The sequence below is a fragment of the Oceanimonas smirnovii ATCC BAA-899 genome, assembly GCF_000381965.1.
Classification (GTDB): Bacteria; Pseudomonadota; Gammaproteobacteria; order Enterobacterales; family Aeromonadaceae; genus Oceanimonas; species Oceanimonas smirnovii.
The window spans coordinates 197,640-220,204 of the sequence record NZ_KB908457.1 but is presented as its reverse complement, the minus strand read 5'-3'; the positions used below and the strand labels follow the sequence as shown (position 1 = coordinate 220,204).

Sequence of the window (22,565 nt, the reverse complement as noted above, 5' to 3'; positions counted from 1 at the left end):
ATCATGGATTTGCAACAAATGGGCGATGCTGCCCAACAGGCCTCTTATGTGCTGGCGCAAGCCAGTACCCAAACCAAGAATGCGGCCCTCATTGCCATGGCCGGTGCACTTGAGCAAAACGCGGCTGCCATTCTGGCGGCTAATGAAAAGGATCTGGCCATTGCCCGGGAAAACGGCATTGGTGATGCCATGCTCGACCGTTTGATGCTGAACAGCGCACGGCTTACCGCCATTGCCGACGATGTACGCAATGTGGTGCGGCTGCCGGACCCGGTGGGTGCCGAGCTTGAGTCCCGGGTGCTGGAGAATGGCATGCGGCTGTCCCGCCGCCGGGTACCGCTGGGCGTGGTAGGCGTTATTTATGAAGCTCGCCCGAATGTCACCATCGACATTGCTGCTCTGTGCCTGAAAACCGGAAATGCCAGCATTTTGCGCGGTGGCCGGGAAACCTTTCATACCAATCAGGAGCTGGTAAAAGTGATCCGTCAGGCACTGACAGCCTGCGATTTGCCTGAATCCTGTGTGCAGTATATCGGTGAGCCGGGACGGGAGTGGGTGAGCGGTTTGCTCAAGCTGGATCAGTATGTAGACATGATTATTCCGCGTGGCGGCCCCGGTCTGCACCAGCTGTGCAAGGAGCAGTCTACCATTCCGGTCATTATCGGTGGCTTTGGTATTGGCCATATGTTTGTGGACGAAAGTGCCGACCTGGTGCGTGCTGTTGAGGTCATTGATAATGCCAAGACCCAGCGTCCCAGTGTATGCAACACCATAGACACGCTGCTGGTGCATGAACGGGTTGCCGCTGACCTGCTGCCAGCCCTGAGTGTTCGCATGGCGGAAAAAAATGTGACCCTGGTGGCTGCTCCGCCGGCACTGGCACTATTGCAAAACGGCCCCGCCACGGTGCGCGCTGCTGAAGACGGCGACTTTGATACCGAATGGCTGAGCCTGACGCTGGGCGTGAAGCTGGTGAGCGATGTTGACGCGGCGCTGGCCCATTTGCGGGCACACAATGCGGCTCACTCCGATGCCATTCTGACCAATAGTCTGGTTAATGCCGAGCGTTTTATTAATGGCGCGCCGTCTGCGGCTGTGTACGTGAATGCATCTACCCGCTTTACCGATGGTGCCCAGTTTGGCCTGGGGGCCGAAGTGGCGGTCTCTACCCAGAAGCTGCATGCCCGGGGGCCAATGGGGCTGGAAGAGCTGACCAGCTACAAATGGGTAGGCCAGGCCGATTATCTTATTCGCGAGTAACCACCGGCCCCGTATCAGGGGCCGGAACTTTATTGAGGGGAGAGGACTGATATGCCATCCAAGTTGCTGGATGCCCTGTTGCTGGCGATGCCGTTATCGCCCACGCTGGAGTCCTGGCGTCAGCATCTGATTAATCACCTGAACTATCCGGTGCAGGGAGCCCAAAGTCTGTTTATCGGCGATCCTGTGCTGGTTATCGTGTCGTTTCAGCATGGTCAGGCGGAAGTGTTATTGCCTGCCATGGAGTGGCGGCATCATGATATGCAAACGACCAAGCCCACCTCTCAGGGCGTGGTAGACGGCAATACCGGCACCCTGGAGCAGTTGCTGGCGCTGGTTGAAGAAGGCATTGCCCTGCGGCTGAAGTCATTTCATGAATGCAGCCACTGCGGCAAACGCTGTGCGCCCGAAGAGCTGGGCTCGCTGATGGGGGATCCCACCTGCCGGACATGCCTTAAAGGCCGGCGGGTGCTGTTTTAACGGCAGAGAATGGGGAGCGGGGAATAGGGAATAGCATCCCCAATCCCCAGCCCCCAGTCCTTAGTCCCCGAACTGAACCAGCCAGCGTCTGAGCATCATGCCCGGCAGCGTGGTAAAGCCGGTAGTGGCCAGTTTCAGTTCACCCTTGTGCACTATCATCAGGGTGGGCGTTACGCCAATGCCCAGCGCACGTGCCAGCCGGTTGTTTTCATCGTTAATCACCGGAAAGTCATAGCCCTTGTCGTTCATATAGGCCTGTACTTTTTCACGGCTGCCTGACGCAATGGCAATACTCATCACCCGGCCCGGTACCAGATCCACCATGGGGGACACCAGCCGGCATACGCCGCACCAGCTGGCCCACACATACAGCAGCACCGGCTCGTGCTGACTTTGCGTGGCCAGACTCACCGGCTTGCCCTGCAGAGTGACCAGACCGTCCAGTGCGTCAGCCGAAGCCGGCAGACTGCGGCTGCGCCATAAATCTACAGCCGTCATCACCACCAGCAATACCAGGGCATAGCCCAGCAAGCGTTTAAGCCAGCTCATTGTGCCGCTTCCAGTGCTGAAATAACCCTGTCGCTGGTCAGCAGCACCTCCAGATCCCGTCCTTCGGGCAAGCCGGGACCAAACACCTGATTAAAGGGAATACCAGCCCGGCCATGGGCCCGCAGGTAGTCGGTGATGGCCGGATCGGGCCGGGTCCAGTCGCCCTGCATCAGCACCACATCATGCTTGCTCAGTGCACTGTATACCGGATCCCGCTGGATCACGCCCACCTTGTTGGCCTTGCAGGTAATGCACCAGTCAGCAGTGATATCTACAAATACACGCTTGCCCGCCGCCACTTCCTGCTCGATGCGGGCCACATCAAGGGGCTGCCAGGGCAGCTCTGGCTTGGCCGGCGTGACCCAGTGCTCCTGGGTAAGCAGTGCCACACCGCCCAGTACCGCACCGGCCAGGCTGATGCCGGCGGCACCAAAGACAAGCGCGCGCATGCCATGACGGCGCAGCAGGGACCAGAGCGGCAATATGACCAACAGAGCGGCCAGTAACAGGCTGATGGGGCCACCCAGAGTAGCTGACAGCAACGACAGCAACCACAGGCTGGTGGCCAGCAGCATCAGGCCAAACAGCCATTTGACTTTGACCATCCAGGGGCCGGGCCTGGGCATAAAGCGCACAAAGCCCGGAAAGGCCGCCAGCACCAGCCAGGGCAGGGCCATGCCCAGCCCCAGACCAGTAAAGATGGCAATCAGGATCAGTGGTGATGACGCCAGGGCCGCCGCCACTGCGGTGCCCAGAAACGGTGCACTGCAGGGAGTAGCCAGCAAAGTGGCAAACATGCCCTGCAGCAGATGGCTGCTGTTGCCGCCGCCCGGACGGGTGGCCAGCCAGGTACTCAGAGCGCTGGGCAGACGAATTTCAAATAACCCGAACAGGTTAAGAGAAAACAGGGCTGTGACCGCCAGCATAAAGCCGATAAAGCCCGGCTGCTGAAACTGAATGCCCCAGCCAAGCTGAGCGCCGGACCAGGTGAGGAACAGCATAAAGGCTGCCAGACCCCAGAACGACAGCATGATGCCGGCAGCAGACAGCAGCAGCGGTTTGCGTACCTGTGCACGGCTGCGCTCGCCCAGTAACAGGGTGTTTAGCTTCAGCCCCAGCACTGGCAGCACACAGGGCATGATGTTGAGAATAAGACCGCCGAGCAGGGCATAACCGAGCACCAGCAGCAGGCCGGGCTGACTGCTGGCTGCAGCTGCCAGTGTGCCTTGGGTCACCGAAGCGCTCAGCTCTTCGGCCAGGTTGTCATCGGCCACGGTAACGGTGAGCTGTTGGTCATGCAGGTTGAGCTCCGGATCCCAGCTGCTGACGGTAAAGCGCGCTTCCAGTTGGTTGCCTGTAGTGCTGAGTTGAGGCTGGCTGAATACGGCGGTGTCGGTATCGTCTACAAATACCTTCGGGCTGCTCCAGCCAGCGTCGTGCAGCAAGCGAATGGCCAGCTGTTCTTTTTCTGCGTCCCAGCGCCAGTCACCGGCCTGCACAAGCGTTGCCGGACGCGGCACTTGCGACAGCGCCTGCTGAAAATCATGGTTAACGGTTTCATTCAGGGGAGCATCAGCCTGCAGCGGCAGCGTCAGCTGATATTCGGTGAGCACACAGATGGTGGTGCAGCTGGGCAGGGTCAGAGTGGCATTGAAGGTAGCCGGTGCCTGGCGTTTTTCTGGTGTGATATAGACCGGAAAGTTCACATCGTGCTGATAACCCTGAGTTTCTATGCCCAGCAGATGAAAGCGCTCGGGCAGGGGCCAGCGCCAGTCAAAGGCCTGAACATTTTGTGATGTCTGCCAGTCGAGTTTGGGCGCTATGCCGCCCTCACCGGGAGAGCGCCAGTAGGTTTTCCAGTCGTCAGCCAGACGCACCTGCAGCAGGGCGGCATATTGACCGGTGGCCTCGTTCAACGGGCCGTTTTGTACCAGCCGCACCTGCACAGGCGGATGGTCGGGAGCTTGCAGCCAGCCGGTGTCGGTGGCCTGAGCGCTCAGGGTGACAAGCAGCAAACAGAAGTAAAAAAGTCTATACACGATTAATGTCTCCGGTGATCAACGCAAAAGATAAGAAAGTCTTACCTTGGCTGTCATTCCCGGAATACACACAGTAACAGGTGTCGCCGGTATTCAGGCACCGGTTCTGGCGGAGGTATCAGCCGGCGGCCATGACGGCGGGGGGGCAGCCACCACCAGAATAACAGGGTAATCAGTCCAAGCAGCAGGCTGTCGGGATGATCCCAGAACTTGGTCAGCAGTTGTTCCGACAGCGAGCAGCGCTCATGGCTGTCCGCGCCGGCGGCATCGTCGCTCTGGCTTATCTGGGTTTGTTGCACACATGAGTTCATTATGCCCATACGCTGACCCAGGCAAAGCACGCCCACCAGCAACACCAGCATAATGGCCAGCCGGCCCCGGCTCAGCCCAGTGCCAGCCATAACGCCACACCCAGCATCAGACTGCCGGCAATGCGGTTCATCAGCTGAACCTTACCTTTTTGCTGCAATATCCGGCTCAATGTCCGGCCGCCGCTGGCATAGAGCAGCATACAGATAAACTCCAGCGTCAGAATAATGGATATCAGTCCGGCCAGCTGCCCGGGCAGTGGTGCCCGGTTATCGATAAAGGGAGGCAGCAGGGCAATAAAAAAAGCCCAGCCCTTGGGATTGGCAATGGCGGTAATAAAGCCCTGACTAATCAGGTTAACAGCCGGAATATGGCGCGGACCTGCATCCACCGGACTTAACGCCAGCTTGCCTCTGGAACGCCACAGCTGAATACCGAGCCAGGCCAGATAAAGACCGCCGCCGTATTTAAGCAGCAGAAACAGCTGCGGGTATTGCAGCATCAGAGCAGCCACTCCCACTACCGCCAGACAGGCCACCAGCCCCACGCCCGCCAGCTCCCCCAGCATCATCCACAGGGTGCGTTTAACGCCCACTGTCATACCCAGTGACAGCGCCAGTGTCATGCACATGCCCGGGGTGATGGACACAAAGAAAAAAGTGGGCACAAACACCATTAAAACCGATGCGTTAATAGATCACCTGCCTGCCAGTGGCGCTAGGACTAAATACAATCATCGCCATTGTAGGCCAAATGCCATCTATCAGGCCAGCCCGGCGCGTTTGTGTCAGTCACTGAAACGGGGGCTGAGTACCAGCCGGCCGGGCACAATATCCAGCGCCAGCGGTACATTTTTTACCCAGCGATAACGGCCATCATCAAGACGGTATACCGGCTGGTTTTCAAGCACAGCTCGCACCAGCTGCATCATGCCGGCTGACGCGACCCCGACTTCCCCCTGATAGCCAAAGGCATTGACCTTGCTGTTCAGCAGATTGAGATCCCGAATAAAGATGGCGTTTTTCTGACGATCGTAGACCGGACGGCCTTCAATCTGCAGATCCAGCATGGCGGGAAAACGTGCCACTATGGCATTGATGGCGGTTTCGCCGCGAATATCGAGGCGCACCACCTGACGGTTATCCGGCCCTATGGTGAGATTCAAATCGTCAATGCGTGTTTCTACCAGCCCCTGCGTGAGTGTAGGGGCCTGCTGCTCCAGCTGAGTATAAAGCGCTTTTTCCAGCTCGCTTTCAGACACGCTGTATTGACTGACGCCGGCGCAGGCGCTCAGCAGCAGAGCACCAAGAGCAAGGGTAAGGGTTCTGAACATGGTGTACCTCTTTCGGGAGCTGTAAGCCGTAAGCTGTCAGCTATAAGTAAAACTACTTCTGCATGACTGCGAACCTTGGTTTAAAGCCTGCAGCCCGGCAAAAAGTGTAAGTTTTTTGTTCATGTTTCAGCGCGTACAAGCCATCTTGTCTTACAGCTTAAAGCTGGCCGCTGCGAAAAGCCTATGGCCTTGAGCTTAAAAGCCGGTCAAGCTGGTTGGCAAAGGCCTGACGGTCGGCCTGGTTCAGGGTGGGCGGGCCGCCGGTTTGTACGCCGCTGGCGCGCATTGTGTCCATAAAATCACGCATGGTCAGTTTGGCGCGAATGGTGCCCTTGTCAAAGCGCTCGCCACGGGGGCTGAGCACGTCAGCTCCCTGTTCCAGGGCCTCTGCCGCCAGTGGAATATCCGCGGTAATGAGCAAATCACCGGGCTCAATACGTTGCACAATTTCGTTATCAGCTACGTCAAACCCTTTCGCCACCTGCAGCTGGCGCACCAGTTTTGAGGCGGGAACCGGCAACACATGATTGGCCACCAGAATCAGTGGTGTGCCGGTGCGCTCGGCGGCGCGCAGCAAGATATCCCGAATAACCCGGGGGCAGGCATCCGCATCTACCCAAACCTGCATCAGTTGTGCCGCCCTGAGGACTTTTTGCGATCCAGCGCGTCTTTCAGCTCGTAAGGATCCACCACTATGCCGGTTTCATTCAGGGTAGGGAATACGGCCACCAGCAGCTCGTCGTCGGTCATGCCCGGCACCCAGCGCTTCAGCCACACATTCAGGCTGATGGCTTCCGGTTTGCAGTGCTGCCAGTCGCCCTGGGCCCAGTCCTGGGCATAGCCGGCGTGGGGCCATACCGGAATGCAGTCTTCATCATCGTCTGTGGTCAGCATCATGCAGCCGTGTTCATCGGTGAGGATCCAGAGCTCCTGTTGTTCGTTTACCCGGTTGACCAGGTGATTGAAACGCTCGTTATCGCTCAGGCTCAGTACCTGCGCCTTGTCTTGTTCATTGAGGGTATAGCTCATACCGGTTCTCGCTCTGGTGAATTAGCTGGCATGTTCACACTACACCAGTGGTTTTGTCCAGCTTATGCGCATGAAAGCGTTGCCATGCCTTTTCATGAAAGAAGTAGGCCACTGTATTGATCAAGGGCTCCACCAGTGCAATCAGCCCGCCTACCAGCAGACTGCCTGAAAGCAGCCAGGCCACACTGAAAGCGACGGTGAAATGCACCAGTGCGAAGGTCAGTGTTTTGTACATAACAGGCTCCTTGAGCAAAGGGGGTTCACATCTCAAATGATAATTATTATTGTAAATAGGTCCAATCGTTCCTTGTTATCGGTTTCATCGGCATTTTCTCTGTTACAAATGGGCTGTAAGGCTAATGGAGCGTTTACAGCCGGACCCTGCTCGGGATAGATTGGAAAAAACACAGTGAATTCGAGCCAGGGTGCTCATCAGTAAATATAAAGCAGGGTTGCTCATGCATTTTCAGACCGACGATATCCGCATTAACGAAATCAAAGAACTGTTGCCGCCGGTGGCGGTGCTGGAGAAATATCCGGCCACCGACACCGCCTCGGCCACCGTGTTTGAATCCCGGGAGGCCATTCACCGCATTCTGGCCGGTGAAGACGATCGCCTGCTGGTAGTGGTGGGGCCCTGCTCCATTCACAACACCGACGCTGCCATTGAGTATGGCCGGAAGCTGAAGGCGCTGCGTGAGCGCTATGCCGACACGCTGGAAGTGGTGATGCGGGTCTACTTTGAAAAGCCGCGTACTACCGTTGGCTGGAAAGGACTTATCAACGATCCTTATCTCGACAACAGCTTTCAGATCAATGACGGGCTGCGCATCGGCCGCAAGCTGCTGCTGGATCTCAACGATATGGGTCTGCCTGCCGCAAGCGAGTTTCTCGACATGATCACGCCGCAATATCTGGCAGATCTGATGAGCTGGGGCGCCATTGGTGCCCGTACTACCGAGTCTCAGGTGCACCGCGAGCTGGCGTCGGGTCTGTCCTGCCCGGTGGGCTTCAAGAACGGCACAGACGGCACCATCAAGGTGGCGGCTGATGCCATTGGTGCGGCCAGTGCCTCTCATCATTTTCTGTCGGTTACCAAATACGGCCATTCCGCCATTGTTTCCACTGCCGGCAACCCGGACTGCCATATTATTCTGCGGGGCGGCAAAGAGCCCAACTACAGCGCAGAGCATGTTGCGGCGGTGTGTGAAGGGCTGGAAAAAGCCGGTTTACCGCAAAAGCTGATGATCGACTTCAGCCATGCCAACAGCAGCAAGCAATATCAGCGGCAGATGCTGGTGGCGGAAGACGTGTGCGGCCAGATTGCTGCCGGTCAGCAGGCCATTATGGGCGTGATGGTGGAAAGTCACCTGGTGGAAGGCCGCCAGGATCTGAAAGAGGGCTGTGAGCTGACCTGGGGTCAGAGCATTACCGATGCCTGCATCGGCTGGGAAGATACCGAGAAAATGCTGGCACAGCTGGCAGAAGCCGTGGCGGCCCGCCGTCAGGCGTAATCTAAGTGAGGAGAGAGGAGTCAGGGGGGGAGGGGGTTAACTACCTCCGACTTCTGAGCTGAACAAAAAAGGAGCCTTTAGGCTCCTTTTTTGTGTCTGATGGTGATGATGGAAGGGCTGGACTTTTCTCTTCACCCTTCACCCCTCACCCTCACGGGGTTATTTCACTTCCACACCCTGCGCCTGCAGATCGGCATGATAAGAGGAGCGCACAAAGGGGCCACAGGCGGCATGAGTAAAGCCAATGCCGTCAGCAAAGTCTTTCAGTTCGTCAAACTCCGCGGGCGGCACATAGCGCTTCACCGGCAGGTGGTGACGGCTGGGCTGCAGATACTGGCCCAGGGTCAGCATGGTGACGTTATGTTCACGCAGATCCTTAAGCACTTCCATGATCTCTTCATTGGTTTCACCCAGCCCCATCATCAGGCCAGACTTGGTGGCCACCTGAGGATGCATTTCCTTGAACCGGCGCAGCAGCTCCAGTGACCATTTATAGTCGGCGCCGGGGCGGGCTACCCGATACAGGCGGGGGGCGGTTTCCAGGTTGTGGTTGAACACATCCGGCGGCGTGTCTTTGAGGATCTCCAGCGCCGTGTCCATGCGGCCACGGAAGTCCGGGGTCAGAATTTCAATTTTGGTATTGGGGCTTTGCTCGCGAATGGCCTTGATGCAGTCGGCAAAGTGCTGGGCACCGCCATCGCGCAGGTCGTCCCGGTCGACCGAGGTGATCACCACATATTTCAGACCCAGCTCTTTGATGGTCTTGGCCAGCTTGGCTGGCTCTTCCGGATCCACCGGCAGCGGGCGGCCGTGAGCCACATCGCAGAAGGGGCAGCGGCGAGTACAGATGGCACCCAGAATCATAAAGGTGGCGGTGCCGTGGTTAAAGCATTCGGCCAGATTGGGGCAGGAGGCTTCCTCGCACACAGAATGCAGGTTGTTCTCGCGCATAATGTTTTTGAGACCCTGTATGCGCTGATTGCTGGGAGGAAGTTTAATCTTCATCCACTCCGGCTTGCGCAGCACTTCTTCTTCTTGCTCGGGCATGAATTTGACCGGAATAAGGGCCATTTTGTCGGCGTCGCGCAGTTTAACGCCGGGTTCGACGCGCACAGGTTTACTCATAATGATACTTCTCTGTGGTGTAGTAGAGATGTTGATAGCCCAACCGGCCGGCCAGCAGGGGGACCAGGCGAGATTGGGCTTCATCCAGGTTCTGAGGACCACCCAGAGTACTGCACTGGGTCATGGCCATACCGGCATAGCCGCAGGGGTTAATACGCAAAAACGGACTGAGATCCATGTTGACGTTAAGCGCCAGCCCATGAAAAGAGCAGCCCCGACGTACCCGCAGGCCCAGAGAGGCAATTTTGCTGTCGGCGACATACACGCCGGGAGCATCGGCCTTGGCGTAGGCTTCCACGTTATATTCTTTCAGCAGGGCGACAATTGACTCTTCCATGGCGGTAACCAGGTTACGCACCCCCAGTTTTTTGCGGCGCACATCCAGCAGCAGATACAGCACCAGCTGGCCAGGGCCGTGATAGGTAACCTGACCGCCACGATCGGCCTGAATGACCGGAATATCACCGGCGTTAAGCACATGCTCAGCCTTGCCGGCCTGACCCTGGGTAAATACCGGCATATGCTCCACCAGCCAGAACTCATCACCGGTGTTTTGATCACGCTGGTCGGTGAAGTGTTGCATGGTGTGCCAGACGTGCTCGTAAGACGCCAGCCCCCAGTTTCTGATGGTGAGTTTGTCCTGCTGCATGAGTGAGTGCCTCAGAGTACGTATTTAACCAGCTCGATTTTGCCAAGCTCGGTATAAAGCAGCTCTATGTGCTCTTTGCTGTGCACCGTCACATTGACGCTGACAGCGTGATAATTGCCTTTGCTGCTGGGACGCACCTTGGGACTGTAGTCGCCGGGAGCGTGCTGCTGCAGTACTTCCACGATCAGATCGGGCAGGCGCTCGTCAGCCAGGCCCAGCACCTTGAAGGGAAAGTGGCAGGGAAAATCAAGCAACTCATCAAATTTGGTATTCATGGCAACCTTTGAAACAGCAGTATTCAATCGGGAATGGTGTAAATTTTCACAACCCATGTCGCATTTCTAACATAAAAACGGTTAATCTGAAACCGACAACTTGCAGGGTTATTGGTGAAGAGAGAAGCGGGAACGGGGCCGTTTGAGTGCGGCCCCAATAAGATATTATTTAAACAGACCTTGAATCAGCAGCGTAATATAGTCAATAAACCGGCTGAACAGACCACCCTGCTCTACATTTTCCAGCGCCACCAGCGGTACGGTAGCGACTTCACTGTCATTCAGCTTCAGGTGCAGTGTGCCTACCTGTTCGCCTTTCGCCAGCGGTGCCTTCAGGGCCTGATCCAGGGTGAAGTCGGCTTGCAGGTTCTGAGCCTGGCCACGGGGAATGGTCACTGCCACCGCCTTGTCTACGCCCAGGGCGACAGTGTCTTTGTCACCCATCCAGATTTGCTGATCTACCAGCTTGCTGCCCGCTTCATACGGGGTCAGGGTCTGGTAGAAGCGAAAGCCATAAGTCAGCAGTTTTTTACTTTCGGCCGCCCGGGCACGCTCGCTGCTGGCACCCATCACTACCGCAATCAGACGCATATCATCCTTGGTGGCAGAAGATACCAGGTTGTACCCTACAGCACTGACATGGCCGGTTTTGATGCCGTCTACATTGAGGGACTGATCCCACAGCAGGGAATTGCGGTTGTGCTGAGTAATACCGTTAAAGCTAAACGACTTCTCGGCATAGATGGCATATTCCTCGGGCACATCGCGGATCAGCGCCTGACCCAGTTTGGCCATATCCCGGGCGGTGGTATACATCTCATCACTGTGCAGGCCGTGGGGCGTGACAAAGTGGCTGTCATTCATTCCCAGCCGTGCGGCCCAGGAGTTCATCAGGTCCGCAAAGGAGTTGACGCTGCCCGCCAGGTGTTCGGCTACGGCCACGGTGGCATCGTTACCCGACTGAATAATGATGCCCCGGTTCAGATCATCAATACTCACTTGTTTGCCGACTTCCAGAAACATCACCGAAGAGCCGGGAAAGTTCTGGGCCCAGGCCGCTTCACTGATGGTCACCATGTCGTCACGCTTGACCTTGCCTTCTTCCAGTGCCTGGCCCAGCACATAGGAGGTCAGCATTTTGGTCAGGCTGGCCGGCGGCAGCTTCTGATCAGCATTTTCTGCCACCAGCACCTGGCCGCTGGCATAGTCCATCAGCACATAAGATTTGGCCGCAATGGCCGGCGGCTCGGGGATCATGGAAATGGTATTTTGTGCCTGAGCGGAAAAAGACATCAGGCCGGCAATGGCGAGAGTAGGCAGAATGTTGACCGTACGCATAAGGTAAATCAGACCTTTATTAAATAATGAATGGCGTGAATTGCCGTTTTATGATGGATATCAGGTTATTTAGTTCAGGAAATATGCCTGTTCAAAGCCTTCAGCCACCAAACGGGTAAGAATCTTATCTGTTTGAGTAGCCGGAATGGGACCCATTTGCAATCGGTACCAATCAGAACGCTGCTCTACCCGGGCCGGAAAACCATACTCTTTGCTCAGGCGGGCAGCAAGTGCTCTGGCCTTGTCGCCGGAACGGGTAGCCAGCAGCTGAATATGACGACCTGTGGCTTTATTGGCCAGAAGACTGTCCTGCTTGCCGGGAGACATTTTAATCAGCTCGATCTTTACCGGGGCTGTGCCTTTATCGAGCATACCCAGCTTCCAGGCCGCAGCATAAGACAAATCGATAATACGGCCGTCGTGAAACGGTCCGCGGTCGTTTACTCGCACTATGACCTGTCTGCCGTTGGCAGTATTGGTCACTTTGACAAACGACGGCAGCGGCAGGTTCTTGTGAGCAGCCGTCATGGTATACATGTCGTACACCTCACCGTTGGATGTGTCGTGACCATGAAACTTGGCTCCATACCATGAGGCCATGCCTTCATCCCGGTAATTTTCTACCTCGCGCCAGACTTCATAGTCCTGACCCCAGACGTTGTAATCTTTATTGCCCCGGCGGCTGTAAGGCTCAAAGCGCGGCACCGCATCCTTGACATGAGACATGTCGGGCATTTCGCCCGGTGCCTTATCCTGGCGCATGGAATAGCGGCCACCGGCGGTTTCCCGGTCGTAGCTGTCATCTTTGGTCTGCTCCGGAGCATCGGGCTGGCTGCTGCAGGCGGCCAGCAGCAGTGCCGCCAGTGGCAGCAGCAGCCCGGAGCGCACAAGCTTAACGCTGTTGTTCAAACGCATGTTTTATCTCTTCACTCAGTTGATACACCGCCATGGCATAGAGCGGGCTGCGATTATAACGGGTAATGACATAAAAGTTATGCTGTGCCACCCAATATTCCGGACCATCTGCACCTTCCAGTTTGAGCAGTTTGACCGGCGTATCCGAGGCCAGTTTGACGGCGGTGGTAATGCCGGCAGCGTTCAGCTCGGCCCAGCTGTAATCCAGCTCAAGAGCGGCAGACACCATGGCATCGGCAGCATCGGTATCGGTCACGCTGGCCTTGTGCACCACGGGCTCACCCGGCTGCCATTTATGCTGGTGGAAATAGTTAGCCACGCTGCCAATGGCGTCCACAGGCTCAAACAGATTGATGTGGCCGTCATCATTAAAATCGAGCGCATAGTGACGGTAGCTGGAGGAAATAAACTGGCCCATGCCCATGGCACCGGCATAGGAGCCTTTTTGTTCATCCAGTGCCCACTGCTGCTGCTCGGCCAGTTTCAGGTAATGGCCCAGTTCGGAGCGGAAAAATGCGCCTCTGGGCGGGTAATGAAAGCCAAGAGTATAGAGTGCATCCAGTACCCTGTGAGTGCCCATGTGGGCACCATAGTAGGTTTCCACACCAATAATGGCGGTAATGATCTGGGCCGGCACCTGCAGCTCCTGCTCGGCGCGGGCCAGCAGAGCCTCATGCTTTTTCCAGAAAACGGCACCCTGCTCAATACGCTTGTCGGTCAGAAAAATGGGGCGATAATCACGCCAGGGTTTGGCCTCGGCCGGACGGGTCATGGCATCAATAATGGACTGCTGATAGGTAGCGCCGGCAATGGCCTGATCCAGATCTTGCTGGCTCAACTCAAATTTGTCCGCCAGCTCATTCAGCCATTGCTGCTGCTCGGTAACAGTGGGGGCGGCTGAAACCGAGGTTGAAAACCAAAGTGCCGCTGAAAGGAGAGCGAGGCGCATTGCGTGATTCCTTGTGTGTTATTTTGCCAACAGGCGTTTGTGAGTGTGCACGGACATGAGAATGCCAAATCCGGCCATCAGTGTCACCATGGAGGTGCCACCATAACTGATCAGCGGCAGCGGGACGCCCACCACCGGCAGCAGGCCGCTGACCATACCGATATTCACGAACACATAAACAAAAAAGGTCAGTGTCAGTGCACCTGCCAGCAGCCTGGGAAAAGCTCCCTGAGCCTGTACTGAAATTTGCAGGCCCCGGCCAATAATAAACAGATACATCAGGATCAGCACACTGACTCCCACCAGCCCGAATTCTTCTGCCAGCACCGCAAAAATAAAGTCGGTATGGCGTTCGGGCAGAAATTCCAGCTGAGACTGAGTGCCGTGCAGCCAGCCTTTCCCCCACAGCCCGCCTGAGCCTATGGCGATTTTAGACTGAATAATATGATAGCCGGCACCGAGTGGATCACTTTCCGGGTTGAGTAGGGTCAGTACTCGTCGTTTCTGATAGTCGTGCATCAGAAAATACCAGAGCGCCGGCAAAAAGGCCGCCAGACCCGCCAGTGCCAGCATGATCAGGCGCCAGGGCAGACCGGCAAGAAAAATAACGAACAGACCAGAGGCGGCAACCAGCAGAGACGTCCCCAGATCCGGCTGCTTGGCAATCAGCAGAGTAGGGACCAGCACCAGGGCAAAAGCCAGTGCCACATGCAGCAGGCTGGGCGGCAGCGGATAGCGGCTGATATAGGCAGCAATGGTAATGGGCATGGCCAGCTTCAGTGCTTCTGACGGCTGAAACCGGAATGAGCCAATTTCCAGCCAGCGCTGGGCTCCCTTGCCAACATCACCGATTAGCAGCACCAATATCAGCAGCACAACGCCAATGATAAAGACAGGAGGAGCCCAGCGAGCATAAAAGCCCGGAGAGAACTGGGCCAGTATCACCATCACACTGAGTGATACAGCAATATGTATGCCCTGACGGGTTAAGGTATCGGTATTTTCCCCGCTGGCAGAATAGAGAATCACCAGGCTGGCAGTAAGTAAGATCAGCAGGCCGCCCAGCAGCGGCCAGTCCAGATGCAGGCGCTCACCCAAAGAGCGGCGATGCTTATTCATGAGCGGTGACCTCTTCATTCAGCTCGGGCGTATCAGGCAACAGATAGGCGTCCAGCATGGCCCTGGCCACGGGAGCGGCATGAGAGCTGCCGCCACCGACATTTTCCAGTACCACAGAGACCACGGCTTCAGGTTCATCAAAGGGAGCAAAGGCCACAAACAGGGCATTATCCCGCAGGTGTTCCTTCAGACTTTGATGATCATACTGTTGGTTTTCCGCCAGACTGAACACCTGAGCCGTACCTGACTTGCCGCCGGCAATATAGGGAGTATCGGCAAAGGCCCGGCGGGCAGTGCCCTCCTTGCCGTTAATGACCCGCCACATGCCGGTGAGCGCCACATTCCAGTGATTATCCTGCTTGAGCTCGATAGGATCGCCATGACTGATCGGCATGCTGACTTTTTTACCATTCAATACAATGGCATTGAGCAGGCGCGGATGCACGGTATCGCCGTGATCGACCATAATGGACGTGGCCCGGGCCAGCTGCAGCGGGGTGGCGGTCCAGTAACCCTGACCTATGCCCACGGAAATGGTGTCGCCCTGATACCAGGGCTGCTTATGCCGGCGTTGTTTCCAGTCCCGGGATGGCATGGTGCCGCTTGCTTCTTCGTGCAGATCAATGCCCGAGTTCTGGCCAAAGCCAAAACGGCTCATGTAATCGTGCATGGTATCTATGCCCAGCCGGTAGGCTATATCGTAAAAGAATGTATCAGCCGAGATTTCAATGGCTCTGTATACGTCCATCCAGCCATGCCCCCAGCGCCGCCAGTCACGGAATTTACGTTTGGTATTGGGGATCTGAAAGTAAGGACCACCAAAAAAACGGGTAGACGGTGTAATGGCTCCCTCATTCAGCGCCATAACCGACAGCATGGGCTTGACCGTCGAGGCGGGGGCATAAATACCCTGGCTGGCGCGGTTAATCAGAGGGCGATCGGGATTTTGCAGCAACTCGCGATAATCCGGACCACTGATGCCGTGCACAAACAGGTTGGGATCATAGCTGGGGTTGGAGACCAGCGCCCGTACCTGACCGTCTTTCGGGGTCATCATCACAATGGCACCGCGCTTGCCGTCCAGCAATGCCTGGGCCTGCTGCTGCAGGCGAATATCAAGATTAAGATAAATGTCGGTGCCGGGCACCGGTGGCTCATATTTCAGCGTGCGGATCACCCGGCCCCGGTTGTTGACCTCCACTTCCTGGTAGCCCACATGACCATGCAGCAGGTCTTCGTAATAGCGCTCAACGCCCAGTTTGCCGATATCCCGGGTGGCAGCATAGTTGGCCAGCTTGTTGTCCTGTTTCAGTCGCTCCACGTCTCTGTCATTGATTTTGGCCATATAGCCCAGTACGTGGGTAAGTGTGTCTTTGTAGGGATAGTAACGCTTCAGGTAGGCTTCAATGGACGCGCCGGGGAACTTGTGCTGATTAATACTGAAACGGGCCACCTGATCTTCATTCAGACGGCTGACCAGCACCACCGGGTTAAAACGGCGATGACGCTGTACATCATGAAAAAAACGTTCTTTCAGCTCAGGATCCAGATCCAGCAGGGTGATCAGCTGCTCGATGGTATCATTGAGGTCATTCGACTTTTCCGGCGTGATCTCCAGGCTGTAAATGGGGCGGTTTTCTGCCAGCAGCACGCCGTTACGATCATAAATCAGCCCCCGGGTAGGTGCGATGGGCACCACCTTGATGCGGTTGTCGTTGGACCTGGTCTGGTAGCTCTGATGCTCTTCAATCTGCAGATGATAGAGGTTGGCAAACAGGCCGCCCATCATCAGCACAATGGCGATAAACGACACCAGGGTGCGCCGCCAGTGCAAAGAAGATTCGGCGACATGATCGCGCATTTTTACCCGGGATTTGGCCACGACTTACTCCCGGTGATAGGGATGGTTATTGTTGATGCTCCAGGCACGATAAAGGCTTTCAGCAGCCAGCACCCTAACCAGCGGATGGGGCAAAGTGAGCGGTGAAAGTGACCAGCTTTGCTCGGCAGCTGCCTTGCAGGCCGGCGCCAGCCCTTCGGGGCCACCGATCAGAATGGCCACATCCCGGCCGTCGTGCTGCCAGCGGGTAAGTTGCTCGGCCAGCTGCTCTGTGGTCCAGGGTCTGCCGGGAATATCCAGGGTGACGATGCGGGCTGATTTATTGATGGCAGCCAGCATCTGTTCGCCTTCTTTATGCAGAATGCGGTCAATATCGGCATTTTTTCCCCGCTTGCCGGCGCTGATCTCGGTGAGTTCCAGAGGCATATCCCGGGGAAAGCGACGCTGATATTCCTGAAAGCCCGTGGTTACCCAGGCCGGCATTTTGGTACCGACCGCCACCAGCTGGAGTTTCATCCGGCCATGGCTCCGGCGGCGCTGCCACCCCAGAGTTTTTCCAGCTGATAAAAATCGCGGGTTTCTTCCTGCATCACATGGACGATGGCATCACCCAAATCGACCAGCACCCATTCACCGGCATCCTGACCCGCCATGCTCAGCAGATTAAGGCCGGCATGCTTGGCTTCGGTAGCCAGGTGGTCTGCAATGGAGTTAACGTGCCGGCTTGAATTACCGGAACAGACGATCATGCAGTCTGTGATAGTGGATTTACCGGTTACATCCAGCACACGAATGTCCCGGGCTTTGAGATCGTCCAGTTTATCGACGATAAAATCGTGCAGTGCTTTGTCTTGCAAAAGTGCATTCTCCTTGATGATACAACCGTGAATTATACCATGGTGCCGGTATAGAGTCCCTGCTGTCGAATGTAGTTGGCCACTGCCTCGGGCAACAAATATTGCGGATTGTTCCCCGCTTTGATGCTGTTGCGTATTTGTGTGGATGATACTTCAAGCTCGGGGTTGTTCAGCAGAAAAATATGGCCGGCGGGTGTCTGATGCAGTCGCTCTCTGTCCTGAGTGCCGTGATGCTCAAGCAGGGCGGTTAACCTGGTGTTCAGCTTCGGTTTCCAGCCGGGCCTGTGACTGACCACCAGATGCGCATATTCCAGCAGCTCCTGCCAGCGATGCCATTTATCAAGACTGCACAGCGAGTCCATACCCATAATAAAGCACAAGGGCCGGTCACCCTGCTCGGCACGAAGGGCTGCCAGGGTGTCGACCGTATAAGAGGGTGTGCTGCGGGTCAGTTCGCGTTCGTCTGCCACCAGTCCTGGGGTAGCCGCAGCGGCCAGGCGCACCATGGCCAGCCGGTGTGCCGGTGCGCTGTCGGGGGTAGCTCTGTGAGGAGGAATATGATTGGGCAGCAGCCGCACTTCATTCAGGCCCAGTTGTTCTTTGGCCACAATGGCAGTACGCAGATGAGCAATGTGGACGGGATCAAAGGTCCCTCCGAGTAATCCGATGGGGGCAGTCATGGCAGTATGACGGGCTCCTTGTCGTCGAAAAATCCAACGCACAGGGCCTGCAGCCAGCGCCAGGCACTGTCGTCATCAAACCCGGCCACGGCAGCATCGGCCGCAGCCAGCATGCGGGAGAGGGCGGTAATTTTAGGGCCTTTAAGCCGGTTGAGTGCGGCCTGCATCAGCGGCTGGCGACTGGACCACACATGCAAAGCGGCAGCGGCCTGCTGAAAAGACTGTCCGCCGGCCAGTGCCGCGTGCAGGCTTTGCAGTGTATTCAGCTCTTTGGTCAGCAGGTAACAAAGCATGCCTGCTTCTACACCTTCCTGGCGAAGCTGCTGCAGAATACGGCAGCCCCGCTTTACCTTGCCCTGCAACAAAGGATCCAGCAGCTGAAACGGGTTGAAATGGTAATGGGGCTGCACATGCTGCTGCAGCGCCGGTAAGGTCAGCGGCTGAGGCAGGTTAAGCAGGGCCAGCTTTTCAATTTCGCCGGCAGCGGCCAGCAGGTTACCTTCAAAGGCCAGAGTCAGCCAGTGCAGGGCATCGGGCTCGGCAGCAAGCTGATGCTGGCGCAGGCGCAGCTCGAGCCAGCGTGCCAGGTGGCGGGCATCGGGTGTAAATACCGGGATCACCGGGCCGGCGGCAGCGAGGGCTTTGTACCAGGCGGTTTTTTGTTGCTGCTGGTTAAGGCGGGGACCGCTTATCAGTAACAACAGATCGGAGTGGCTTTGAGCAAGCAGCTCTCTGAGCCGGTCTGAGGCGGTTTTGTCCAGTTTCTCCGGGAGTGCCAGCTCGATAATCTGCCGGCTGCTGAACAGGCTCATGCTCTGACTGGCATCAAAAATCGCATCCCAGTCCGGGCCGTCGTCGGCATCGAAGCGGTAACGCTCATCAAAGCCCTGTGCCCGGGCGGCCCGGCGCAACTGATCCAGGGCCTCCTGCCTGAGCAGTGGCTCATCACCATAAATAAAATAGCAGGGGGCCAGCCCTGCCTGAAGATGTTTACTCAGTTGCTCCGGATACAGACGCATCAGAATGACAGACGGCTCAGCTGCCGCACAATTTGCTCTGCGGCTTCATGCTCCATCTGCTCCCGCAGTTGCTGTTGTTCCCGGCTTGATGCCAGCGCCTGAGACGACTTGTCGAGAAAGCTGCGGTTAAAGGTAACATTAAATACCTGACGGGGCTCATCGGGCATATCCAGGGTAAAGCGAGTGCCAAAACGCATGGCATATTCCAGGGTGTCACCGGAAGGCTTGACCGACGCTGTGGTGTTGCCCTGACCGACACCGGTAATAGAGAGAACAGGGGTATCACCGTCGTTGTCTACCAGCACCACACCGGCGCGCAGCAACCGGGCCGACACCAGCCGGTAGAACTGGGTTTTGTCATCGCCATTCAGCACCAGCCGCTGCAGCTGAGGCGGCAGGTTATCCCCGCCGCGCAGCTGAAAGCCGCAACCGGCCAGTGCCAGGGTCAGCGACAGCAGCACAATGGCCTTGATTCGAGTGAGCATAACTACTCCTATAAAACATAGTCTGAAGCTGGAAGCCGGAAGCTTGAAGAAAAACACAGACACACCAGCTTGTTGTGTCATGCTTTTTTCTAGCTTCTAGCTTCTAGCTTCTAGCTTCTAGCTTCTAGCTTCTAGCTTCTAGCTTCTAGCTTCTAGCTTCTAGCTTCTAGCTTCTAGCTTCTAGCTTCCAGCTTCCAGCTTCCAGCTTCCAGCTATCAATTAGCCACTATGTTCAGCAGCTTGCCGGGTACGTAGATCACCTTGCGAATGGTCTTGCCGTCCAGGTGGCGGGCCACGTTGTCATCGGCGGTGCCGGCGGCTTCTACCGCGTCTTTATCCGCATCGGCGGGCACGGTGATTTTGCCCCGTACCTTGCCGTTTACCTGTACTACCACCAGTTTTTCGTCTTCCACCAGGGCGTCGGTATCCACTACCGGCCAGGCGGCGTGATCGATGTCGTTATGGCCCAGGGCACGCCACAGCTCAAAGCAGGTGTGGGGCACAATCGGGTGCAGCATCACTACCACGGCTTCCAGCGCTTCCTGCAGCAGGGCGCGGTTCTGCTCGTCGCTCATGTCCACTTTGGCCAGATGGTTGAGCAGCTCCATAATGGCGGCAATGGCAGTGTTAAAGGTCTGGCGGCGGCCGATATCGTCGCTCACCTTGGCAATGGTTTTGTGCAGTTCCCGACGCAGGGTTTTCTGGTTGCCATCAAGAGCAGCCTTGTTCAGAGCCGGAGCAGTGCCATGAGACTGGTGCTCAAACACCAGCTTCCACACCCGCTTGAGGAAGCGCTGGGCACCTTCCACCCCGGAGTCGGACCACTCCAGGGTCATGTCGGCGGGAGAGGCGAACATCATAAACAGGCGCACGGTATCGGCACCGTAGCGGTCGATCATGACCTGGGGATCAATGCCGTTGTTCTTGGACTTGGACATCTTGGTCATGCCGGTGTGCACCAGCTCGTGGCCGTCGGCGTCGGTGGCTTTCTTGATGCGGCCTTTTTCGTCCCGCTCCACGGTCACGTCGAGCGGGCTTACCCAGACGCGGGCACCCTTGTCGTCGGTGTAGTAGAAGGCGTCGGCCAGTACCATGCCCTGACACAGCAGACGCTTGAACGGCTCGTCGGACTCGACCAGACCAGTGTCACGCAGCAGCTTGTGAAAGAAGCGGGCGTAGAGCAGGTGCATACAGGCGTGCTCAATGCCGCCGATGTACTGATCCACCGGCAGCCAGTAGTTGGCCTTTTCCACGTCCAGCATGCCTTCGTCATAGTTCGGGCTGCAGTAGCGGGCATAGTACCAGGACGACTCCATAAAGGTGTCAAAGGTGTCGGTTTCACGCCGCGCCGGCTGGCCGTTATAAGTGGTTTTGGCCCACTCGGGATCCGCCTTGATCGGGCTCTGAATGCCGTCCATCACCACGTCTTCCGGCAGCACCACCGGCAGTGTGTCTTCCGGCGCACCCACGACTGTGCCGTCTTCCAGATTGAGCATGGGAATGGGCGCGCCCCAGTAGCGCTGGCGGCTCACGCCCCAGTCGCGCAGGCGGAAATTCACGGTCTTGCGGCCCAGGCCTTTTTCTTCCAGGGTCTTGGCGATGGCGTCAAAGGCCTGAGCGAAGTCGAGGCCGTCAAACTCACCGGAGCCGAACAGCAGGCCTTTCTCGGTGTAGGCCTCGGTGCTTACGTCCAGCTCGCTGCCGTCGGCGGGCTTGATCACCGGTACTATGTCGAGGCCGTACTTGCCGGCAAACTCATAGTCACGCTGATCGTGGGCGGGCACGGCCATAACAGCACCGGAGCCGTAATCCATCAGCACAAAGTTGGCCACCCACACCGGCACCTGCTTGCCGGTGAGCGGGTGCACCGCCATCAGGCCGGTGGCCATGCCCTTTTTCTCCATGGTGGCCATCTCGGCTTCGGCCACCTTGTTATGTTTGCAGTCGTCGATAAAGGCAGCCAGCTCCGGATTGTTTTCGGCGGCTTTGGCGGCCAGCGGGTGACCGGCGGCAATGCCAACATAGGTCACACCAAACAGGGTATCGGGGCGGGTGGTGTACACCTCAAAGCTGTCGTCGGCTCCGGCCACATCAAAGCGCAGGGTCACGCCTTCACTGCGGCCAATCCAGTTACGCTGCATGGTTTTCACCTGATCGGGCCAGCCTTCCAGCTCGTCGATATCGCGCAGCAGCTCATCGGCGTAGTCGGTGATCTTGATAAACCACTGAGGAATTTCCTTTTGCTCTACCGGCGTGTCGCAGCGCCAGCAGCAGCCGTCGTTGACCTGCTCGTTGGCGAGCACGGTTTCGTCGTTGGGGCACCAGTTCACTGAAGAGGTCTTTTTATATACCAGGCCTTTTTCATACAGCTTGGTAAAGAACCACTGCTCCCAGCGGTAATATTCCGGCGTGCAGGTGGCCAGCTCACGGTTCCAGTCGTAACCAAAACCCAGTCGCTTGAGCTGGTTTTTCATGTAGTCGATATTTTCGTAGGTCCAGGGGGCCGGCGCTGTCTTGTTGTTGATGGCAGCGTTTTCGGCGGGCAGACCAAAGGCATCCCAGCCGATGGGCTGCAGCACATTTTTGCCCTGCAACCGTTGATAGCGGGAGATAACGTCGCCTATGGTGTAGTTACGGACGTGCCCCATATGTAGCCGACCTGAAGGATAGGGGAACATCGAAAGGCAATAAAATTTGTCTTTGCCGGCTTGTTCGGTGGCCTTGAAGGTCTGCTGCTCGTCCCAATGGCGTTGCACCTGGGGTTCGATATTCTGGGGGTTATATTGCTCTTGCATTATGAC

At 56.8% G+C, this 22,565-nt stretch carries 25 protein-coding genes; 3 read left to right on the top strand and 22 right to left on the bottom strand.

Annotation, left to right across the window (positions count from 1 at the left end; genetic code table 11):
* Window positions 1–3: 3 nt before the first annotated feature.
* Window positions 4–1,260: a glutamate-5-semialdehyde dehydrogenase gene (locus tag G364_RS0106715; protein ID WP_019934381.1), complete on the top strand. Its 1,257-nt coding sequence runs from the start codon at window positions 4–6 to the stop codon at window positions 1,258–1,260.
* A gap of 51 nt (window positions 1,261–1,311) precedes the next feature.
* Window positions 1,312–1,740: a hypothetical protein gene (locus tag G364_RS0106710; RefSeq protein WP_019934380.1), complete on the top strand. Its 429-nt coding sequence runs from the start codon at window positions 1,312–1,314 to the stop codon at window positions 1,738–1,740.
* Between the two features lie 60 nt (window positions 1,741–1,800).
* Here the strand turns inward: G364_RS0106710 and G364_RS0106705 are convergent, their stop codons facing one another.
* From G364_RS0106705 to G364_RS0106670, 8 genes are all read right to left on the bottom strand, one after another.
* Window positions 1,801–2,289: a protein disulfide oxidoreductase gene (locus G364_RS0106705; RefSeq protein WP_019934379.1), complete on the bottom strand. Its 489-nt coding sequence runs from the start codon at window positions 2,287–2,289 to the stop codon at window positions 1,801–1,803.
* Window positions 2,286–4,328, bottom strand: a complete 2,043-nt coding sequence (locus G364_RS0106700) for a protein-disulfide reductase DsbD family protein (protein ID WP_245541392.1) — start codon at window positions 4,326–4,328, stop codon at window positions 2,286–2,288. Before G364_RS0106700 ends, G364_RS0106705 begins: the two co-directional genes overlap by 4 nt.
* A 53-nt stretch (window positions 4,329–4,381) precedes the next feature.
* Window positions 4,382–4,729, bottom strand: a complete 348-nt coding sequence (locus G364_RS0106695) for a hypothetical protein (RefSeq protein WP_019934377.1) — start codon at window positions 4,727–4,729, stop codon at window positions 4,382–4,384.
* A complete protein-coding gene (locus tag G364_RS0106690) occupies window positions 4,711–5,313 on the bottom strand; it encodes a LysE family translocator (RefSeq protein WP_019934376.1) in 603 nt (200 codons plus the stop codon). The genes G364_RS0106695 and G364_RS0106690 overlap by 19 nt, the downstream gene beginning before the upstream one ends.
* 111 nt (window positions 5,314–5,424) lie before the next feature.
* Complete coding sequence (locus G364_RS0106685) at window positions 5,425–5,970, bottom strand: YceB family lipoprotein (RefSeq protein WP_019934375.1); 546 nt, start codon at window positions 5,968–5,970, stop codon at window positions 5,425–5,427.
* A 181-nt stretch (window positions 5,971–6,151) separates the two neighbouring features.
* Entirely contained in the window at window positions 6,152–6,598 is a 447-nt protein-coding gene (locus tag G364_RS0106680) for a YaiI/YqxD family protein (protein ID WP_019934374.1), read from the bottom strand.
* Complete coding sequence (locus tag G364_RS0106675; RefSeq protein ID WP_019934373.1) at window positions 6,598–6,999, bottom strand: DUF2750 domain-containing protein; 402 nt, start codon at window positions 6,997–6,999, stop codon at window positions 6,598–6,600. Before G364_RS0106675 ends, G364_RS0106680 begins: the two co-directional genes overlap by 1 nt.
* 34 nt (window positions 7,000–7,033) lie before the next feature.
* Window positions 7,034–7,234 carry a DUF2061 domain-containing protein gene (locus G364_RS0106670; protein WP_019934372.1) on the bottom strand — a complete coding sequence of 67 codons (201 nt, stop codon included), beginning with the start codon at window positions 7,232–7,234 and terminating at the stop codon, window positions 7,034–7,036.
* Between the two features lie 223 nt (window positions 7,235–7,457).
* Between G364_RS0106670 and aroG the strand changes: the two genes are divergently transcribed.
* On the top strand, window positions 7,458–8,513 hold the full coding sequence (aroG, locus tag G364_RS0106665; protein ID WP_019934371.1) for a 3-deoxy-7-phosphoheptulonate synthase AroG: 1,056 nt from the start codon (window positions 7,458–7,460) through the stop codon (window positions 8,511–8,513).
* Between the two features lie 159 nt (window positions 8,514–8,672).
* Here aroG and lipA read toward each other — a convergent pair whose 3' ends face one another.
* The 14 genes from lipA to leuS all read right to left on the bottom strand — a co-directional run bounded on the left by lipA (window position 8,673) and on the right by leuS (window position 22,559).
* Entirely contained in the window at window positions 8,673–9,638 is a 966-nt protein-coding gene (lipA, locus tag G364_RS0106660; protein WP_019934370.1) for a lipoyl synthase, read from the bottom strand.
* Window positions 9,631–10,287, bottom strand: coding sequence for a lipoyl(octanoyl) transferase LipB (gene lipB / locus G364_RS0106655; protein WP_019934369.1), 657 nt, complete (start codon window positions 10,285–10,287; stop codon window positions 9,631–9,633). Before lipB ends, lipA begins: the two co-directional genes overlap by 8 nt.
* An 11-nt stretch (window positions 10,288–10,298) precedes the next feature.
* The gene (gene ybeD / locus G364_RS0106650) at window positions 10,299–10,562 is read right to left on the bottom strand and encodes a DUF493 family protein YbeD (protein WP_019934368.1); all 264 of its coding nucleotides are present in this window, start codon (window positions 10,560–10,562) and stop codon (window positions 10,299–10,301) included.
* Window positions 10,563–10,727: 165 nt separating this feature from the next.
* Window positions 10,728–11,900: a serine hydrolase gene (locus G364_RS0106645; RefSeq protein WP_019934367.1), complete on the bottom strand. Its 1,173-nt coding sequence runs from the start codon at window positions 11,898–11,900 to the stop codon at window positions 10,728–10,730.
* Between the two features lie 69 nt (window positions 11,901–11,969).
* The gene (locus G364_RS0106640; RefSeq protein WP_019934366.1) at window positions 11,970–12,815 is read right to left on the bottom strand and encodes a septal ring lytic transglycosylase RlpA family protein; all 846 of its coding nucleotides are present in this window, start codon (window positions 12,813–12,815) and stop codon (window positions 11,970–11,972) included.
* The gene (gene mltB, locus G364_RS0106635; RefSeq protein ID WP_019934365.1) at window positions 12,793–13,764 is read right to left on the bottom strand and encodes a lytic murein transglycosylase B; all 972 of its coding nucleotides are present in this window, start codon (window positions 13,762–13,764) and stop codon (window positions 12,793–12,795) included. The genes G364_RS0106640 and mltB overlap by 23 nt, the downstream gene beginning before the upstream one ends.
* Before the next feature lie 18 nt (window positions 13,765–13,782).
* Complete coding sequence (gene rodA / locus G364_RS0106630) at window positions 13,783–14,883, bottom strand: rod shape-determining protein RodA (RefSeq protein WP_019934364.1); 1,101 nt, start codon at window positions 14,881–14,883, stop codon at window positions 13,783–13,785.
* On the bottom strand, window positions 14,876–16,765 hold the full coding sequence (gene mrdA / locus G364_RS0106625) for a penicillin-binding protein 2 (protein ID WP_019934363.1): 1,890 nt from the start codon (window positions 16,763–16,765) through the stop codon (window positions 14,876–14,878). The genes rodA and mrdA overlap by 8 nt, the downstream gene beginning before the upstream one ends.
* A 3-nt stretch (window positions 16,766–16,768) precedes the next feature.
* On the bottom strand, window positions 16,769–17,239 hold the full coding sequence (rlmH, locus tag G364_RS0106620; RefSeq protein ID WP_019934362.1) for a 23S rRNA (pseudouridine(1915)-N(3))-methyltransferase RlmH: 471 nt from the start codon (window positions 17,237–17,239) through the stop codon (window positions 16,769–16,771).
* On the bottom strand, window positions 17,236–17,580 hold the full coding sequence (gene rsfS, locus G364_RS0106615) for a ribosome silencing factor (RefSeq protein WP_019934361.1): 345 nt from the start codon (window positions 17,578–17,580) through the stop codon (window positions 17,236–17,238). Before rsfS ends, rlmH begins: the two co-directional genes overlap by 4 nt.
* A 32-nt stretch (window positions 17,581–17,612) precedes the next feature.
* Window positions 17,613–18,260 carry a nicotinate-nucleotide adenylyltransferase gene (gene nadD / locus G364_RS0106610; RefSeq protein WP_019934360.1) on the bottom strand — a complete coding sequence of 216 codons (648 nt, stop codon included), beginning with the start codon at window positions 18,258–18,260 and terminating at the stop codon, window positions 17,613–17,615.
* A complete protein-coding gene (gene holA / locus G364_RS0106605; protein WP_019934359.1) occupies window positions 18,257–19,279 on the bottom strand; it encodes a DNA polymerase III subunit delta in 1,023 nt (340 codons plus the stop codon). Before holA ends, nadD begins: the two co-directional genes overlap by 4 nt.
* A complete protein-coding gene (locus G364_RS0106600) occupies window positions 19,279–19,764 on the bottom strand; it encodes an LPS-assembly lipoprotein LptE (RefSeq protein ID WP_019934358.1) in 486 nt (161 codons plus the stop codon). Before G364_RS0106600 ends, holA begins: the two co-directional genes overlap by 1 nt.
* A 215-nt stretch (window positions 19,765–19,979) precedes the next feature.
* Window positions 19,980–22,559 carry a leucine--tRNA ligase gene (gene leuS / locus G364_RS0106595; RefSeq protein WP_019934357.1) on the bottom strand — a complete coding sequence of 860 codons (2,580 nt, stop codon included), beginning with the start codon at window positions 22,557–22,559 and terminating at the stop codon, window positions 19,980–19,982.
* Between the last annotated feature and the right edge of the window lie 6 nt (window positions 22,560–22,565).

Excerpts from the sequence above, each read along its gene's own strand:
- G364_RS0106715 (WP_019934381.1), top strand. The coding sequence starts at position 4 with ATGGATTTGCAACAAATGGGCGATGCTGCCCAACAGGCCTCTTATGTG.
- G364_RS0106710 (WP_019934380.1), top strand. The coding sequence starts at position 1,312 with ATGCCATCCAAGTTGCTGGATGCCCTGTTGCTGGCGATGCCGTTATCG.
- G364_RS0106705 (WP_019934379.1), bottom strand. The coding sequence starts at position 2,289 with ATGAGCTGGCTTAAACGCTTGCTGGGCTATGCCCTGGTATTGCTGGTG.
- G364_RS0106695 (WP_019934377.1), bottom strand. The coding sequence starts at position 4,729 with ATGGCTGGCACTGGGCTGAGCCGGGGCCGGCTGGCCATTATGCTGGTG.
- G364_RS0106690 (WP_019934376.1), bottom strand. The coding sequence starts at position 5,313 with ATGGTGTTTGTGCCCACTTTTTTCTTTGTGTCCATCACCCCGGGCATG.
- G364_RS0106685 (WP_019934375.1), bottom strand. The coding sequence starts at position 5,970 with ATGTTCAGAACCCTTACCCTTGCTCTTGGTGCTCTGCTGCTGAGCGCC.
- G364_RS0106680 (WP_019934374.1), bottom strand. The coding sequence starts at position 6,598 with ATGCAGGTTTGGGTAGATGCGGATGCCTGCCCCCGGGTTATTCGGGAT.
- G364_RS0106675 (WP_019934373.1), bottom strand. The coding sequence starts at position 6,999 with ATGAGCTATACCCTCAATGAACAAGACAAGGCGCAGGTACTGAGCCTG.
- G364_RS0106670 (WP_019934372.1), bottom strand. The coding sequence starts at position 7,234 with ATGTACAAAACACTGACCTTCGCACTGGTGCATTTCACCGTCGCTTTC.
- aroG (WP_019934371.1), top strand. The coding sequence starts at position 7,458 with ATGCATTTTCAGACCGACGATATCCGCATTAACGAAATCAAAGAACTG.
- lipA (WP_019934370.1), bottom strand. The coding sequence starts at position 9,638 with ATGAGTAAACCTGTGCGCGTCGAACCCGGCGTTAAACTGCGCGACGCC.
- lipB (WP_019934369.1), bottom strand. The coding sequence starts at position 10,287 with ATGCAGCAGGACAAACTCACCATCAGAAACTGGGGGCTGGCGTCTTAC.
- ybeD (WP_019934368.1), bottom strand. The coding sequence starts at position 10,562 with ATGAATACCAAATTTGATGAGTTGCTTGATTTTCCCTGCCACTTTCCC.
- G364_RS0106645 (WP_019934367.1), bottom strand. The coding sequence starts at position 11,900 with ATGCGTACGGTCAACATTCTGCCTACTCTCGCCATTGCCGGCCTGATG.
- G364_RS0106640 (WP_019934366.1), bottom strand. The coding sequence starts at position 12,815 with ATGCGTTTGAACAACAGCGTTAAGCTTGTGCGCTCCGGGCTGCTGCTG.
- mltB (WP_019934365.1), bottom strand. The coding sequence starts at position 13,764 with ATGCGCCTCGCTCTCCTTTCAGCGGCACTTTGGTTTTCAACCTCGGTT.
- rodA (WP_019934364.1), bottom strand. The coding sequence starts at position 14,883 with ATGAATAAGCATCGCCGCTCTTTGGGTGAGCGCCTGCATCTGGACTGG.
- rlmH (WP_019934362.1), bottom strand. The coding sequence starts at position 17,239 with ATGAAACTCCAGCTGGTGGCGGTCGGTACCAAAATGCCGGCCTGGGTA.
- nadD (WP_019934360.1), bottom strand. The coding sequence starts at position 18,260 with ATGACTGCCCCCATCGGATTACTCGGAGGGACCTTTGATCCCGTCCAC.
- holA (WP_019934359.1), bottom strand. The coding sequence starts at position 19,279 with ATGCGTCTGTATCCGGAGCAACTGAGTAAACATCTTCAGGCAGGGCTG.
- G364_RS0106600 (WP_019934358.1), bottom strand. The coding sequence starts at position 19,764 with ATGCTCACTCGAATCAAGGCCATTGTGCTGCTGTCGCTGACCCTGGCA.
- leuS (WP_019934357.1), bottom strand. The coding sequence starts at position 22,559 with ATGCAAGAGCAATATAACCCCCAGAATATCGAACCCCAGGTGCAACGC.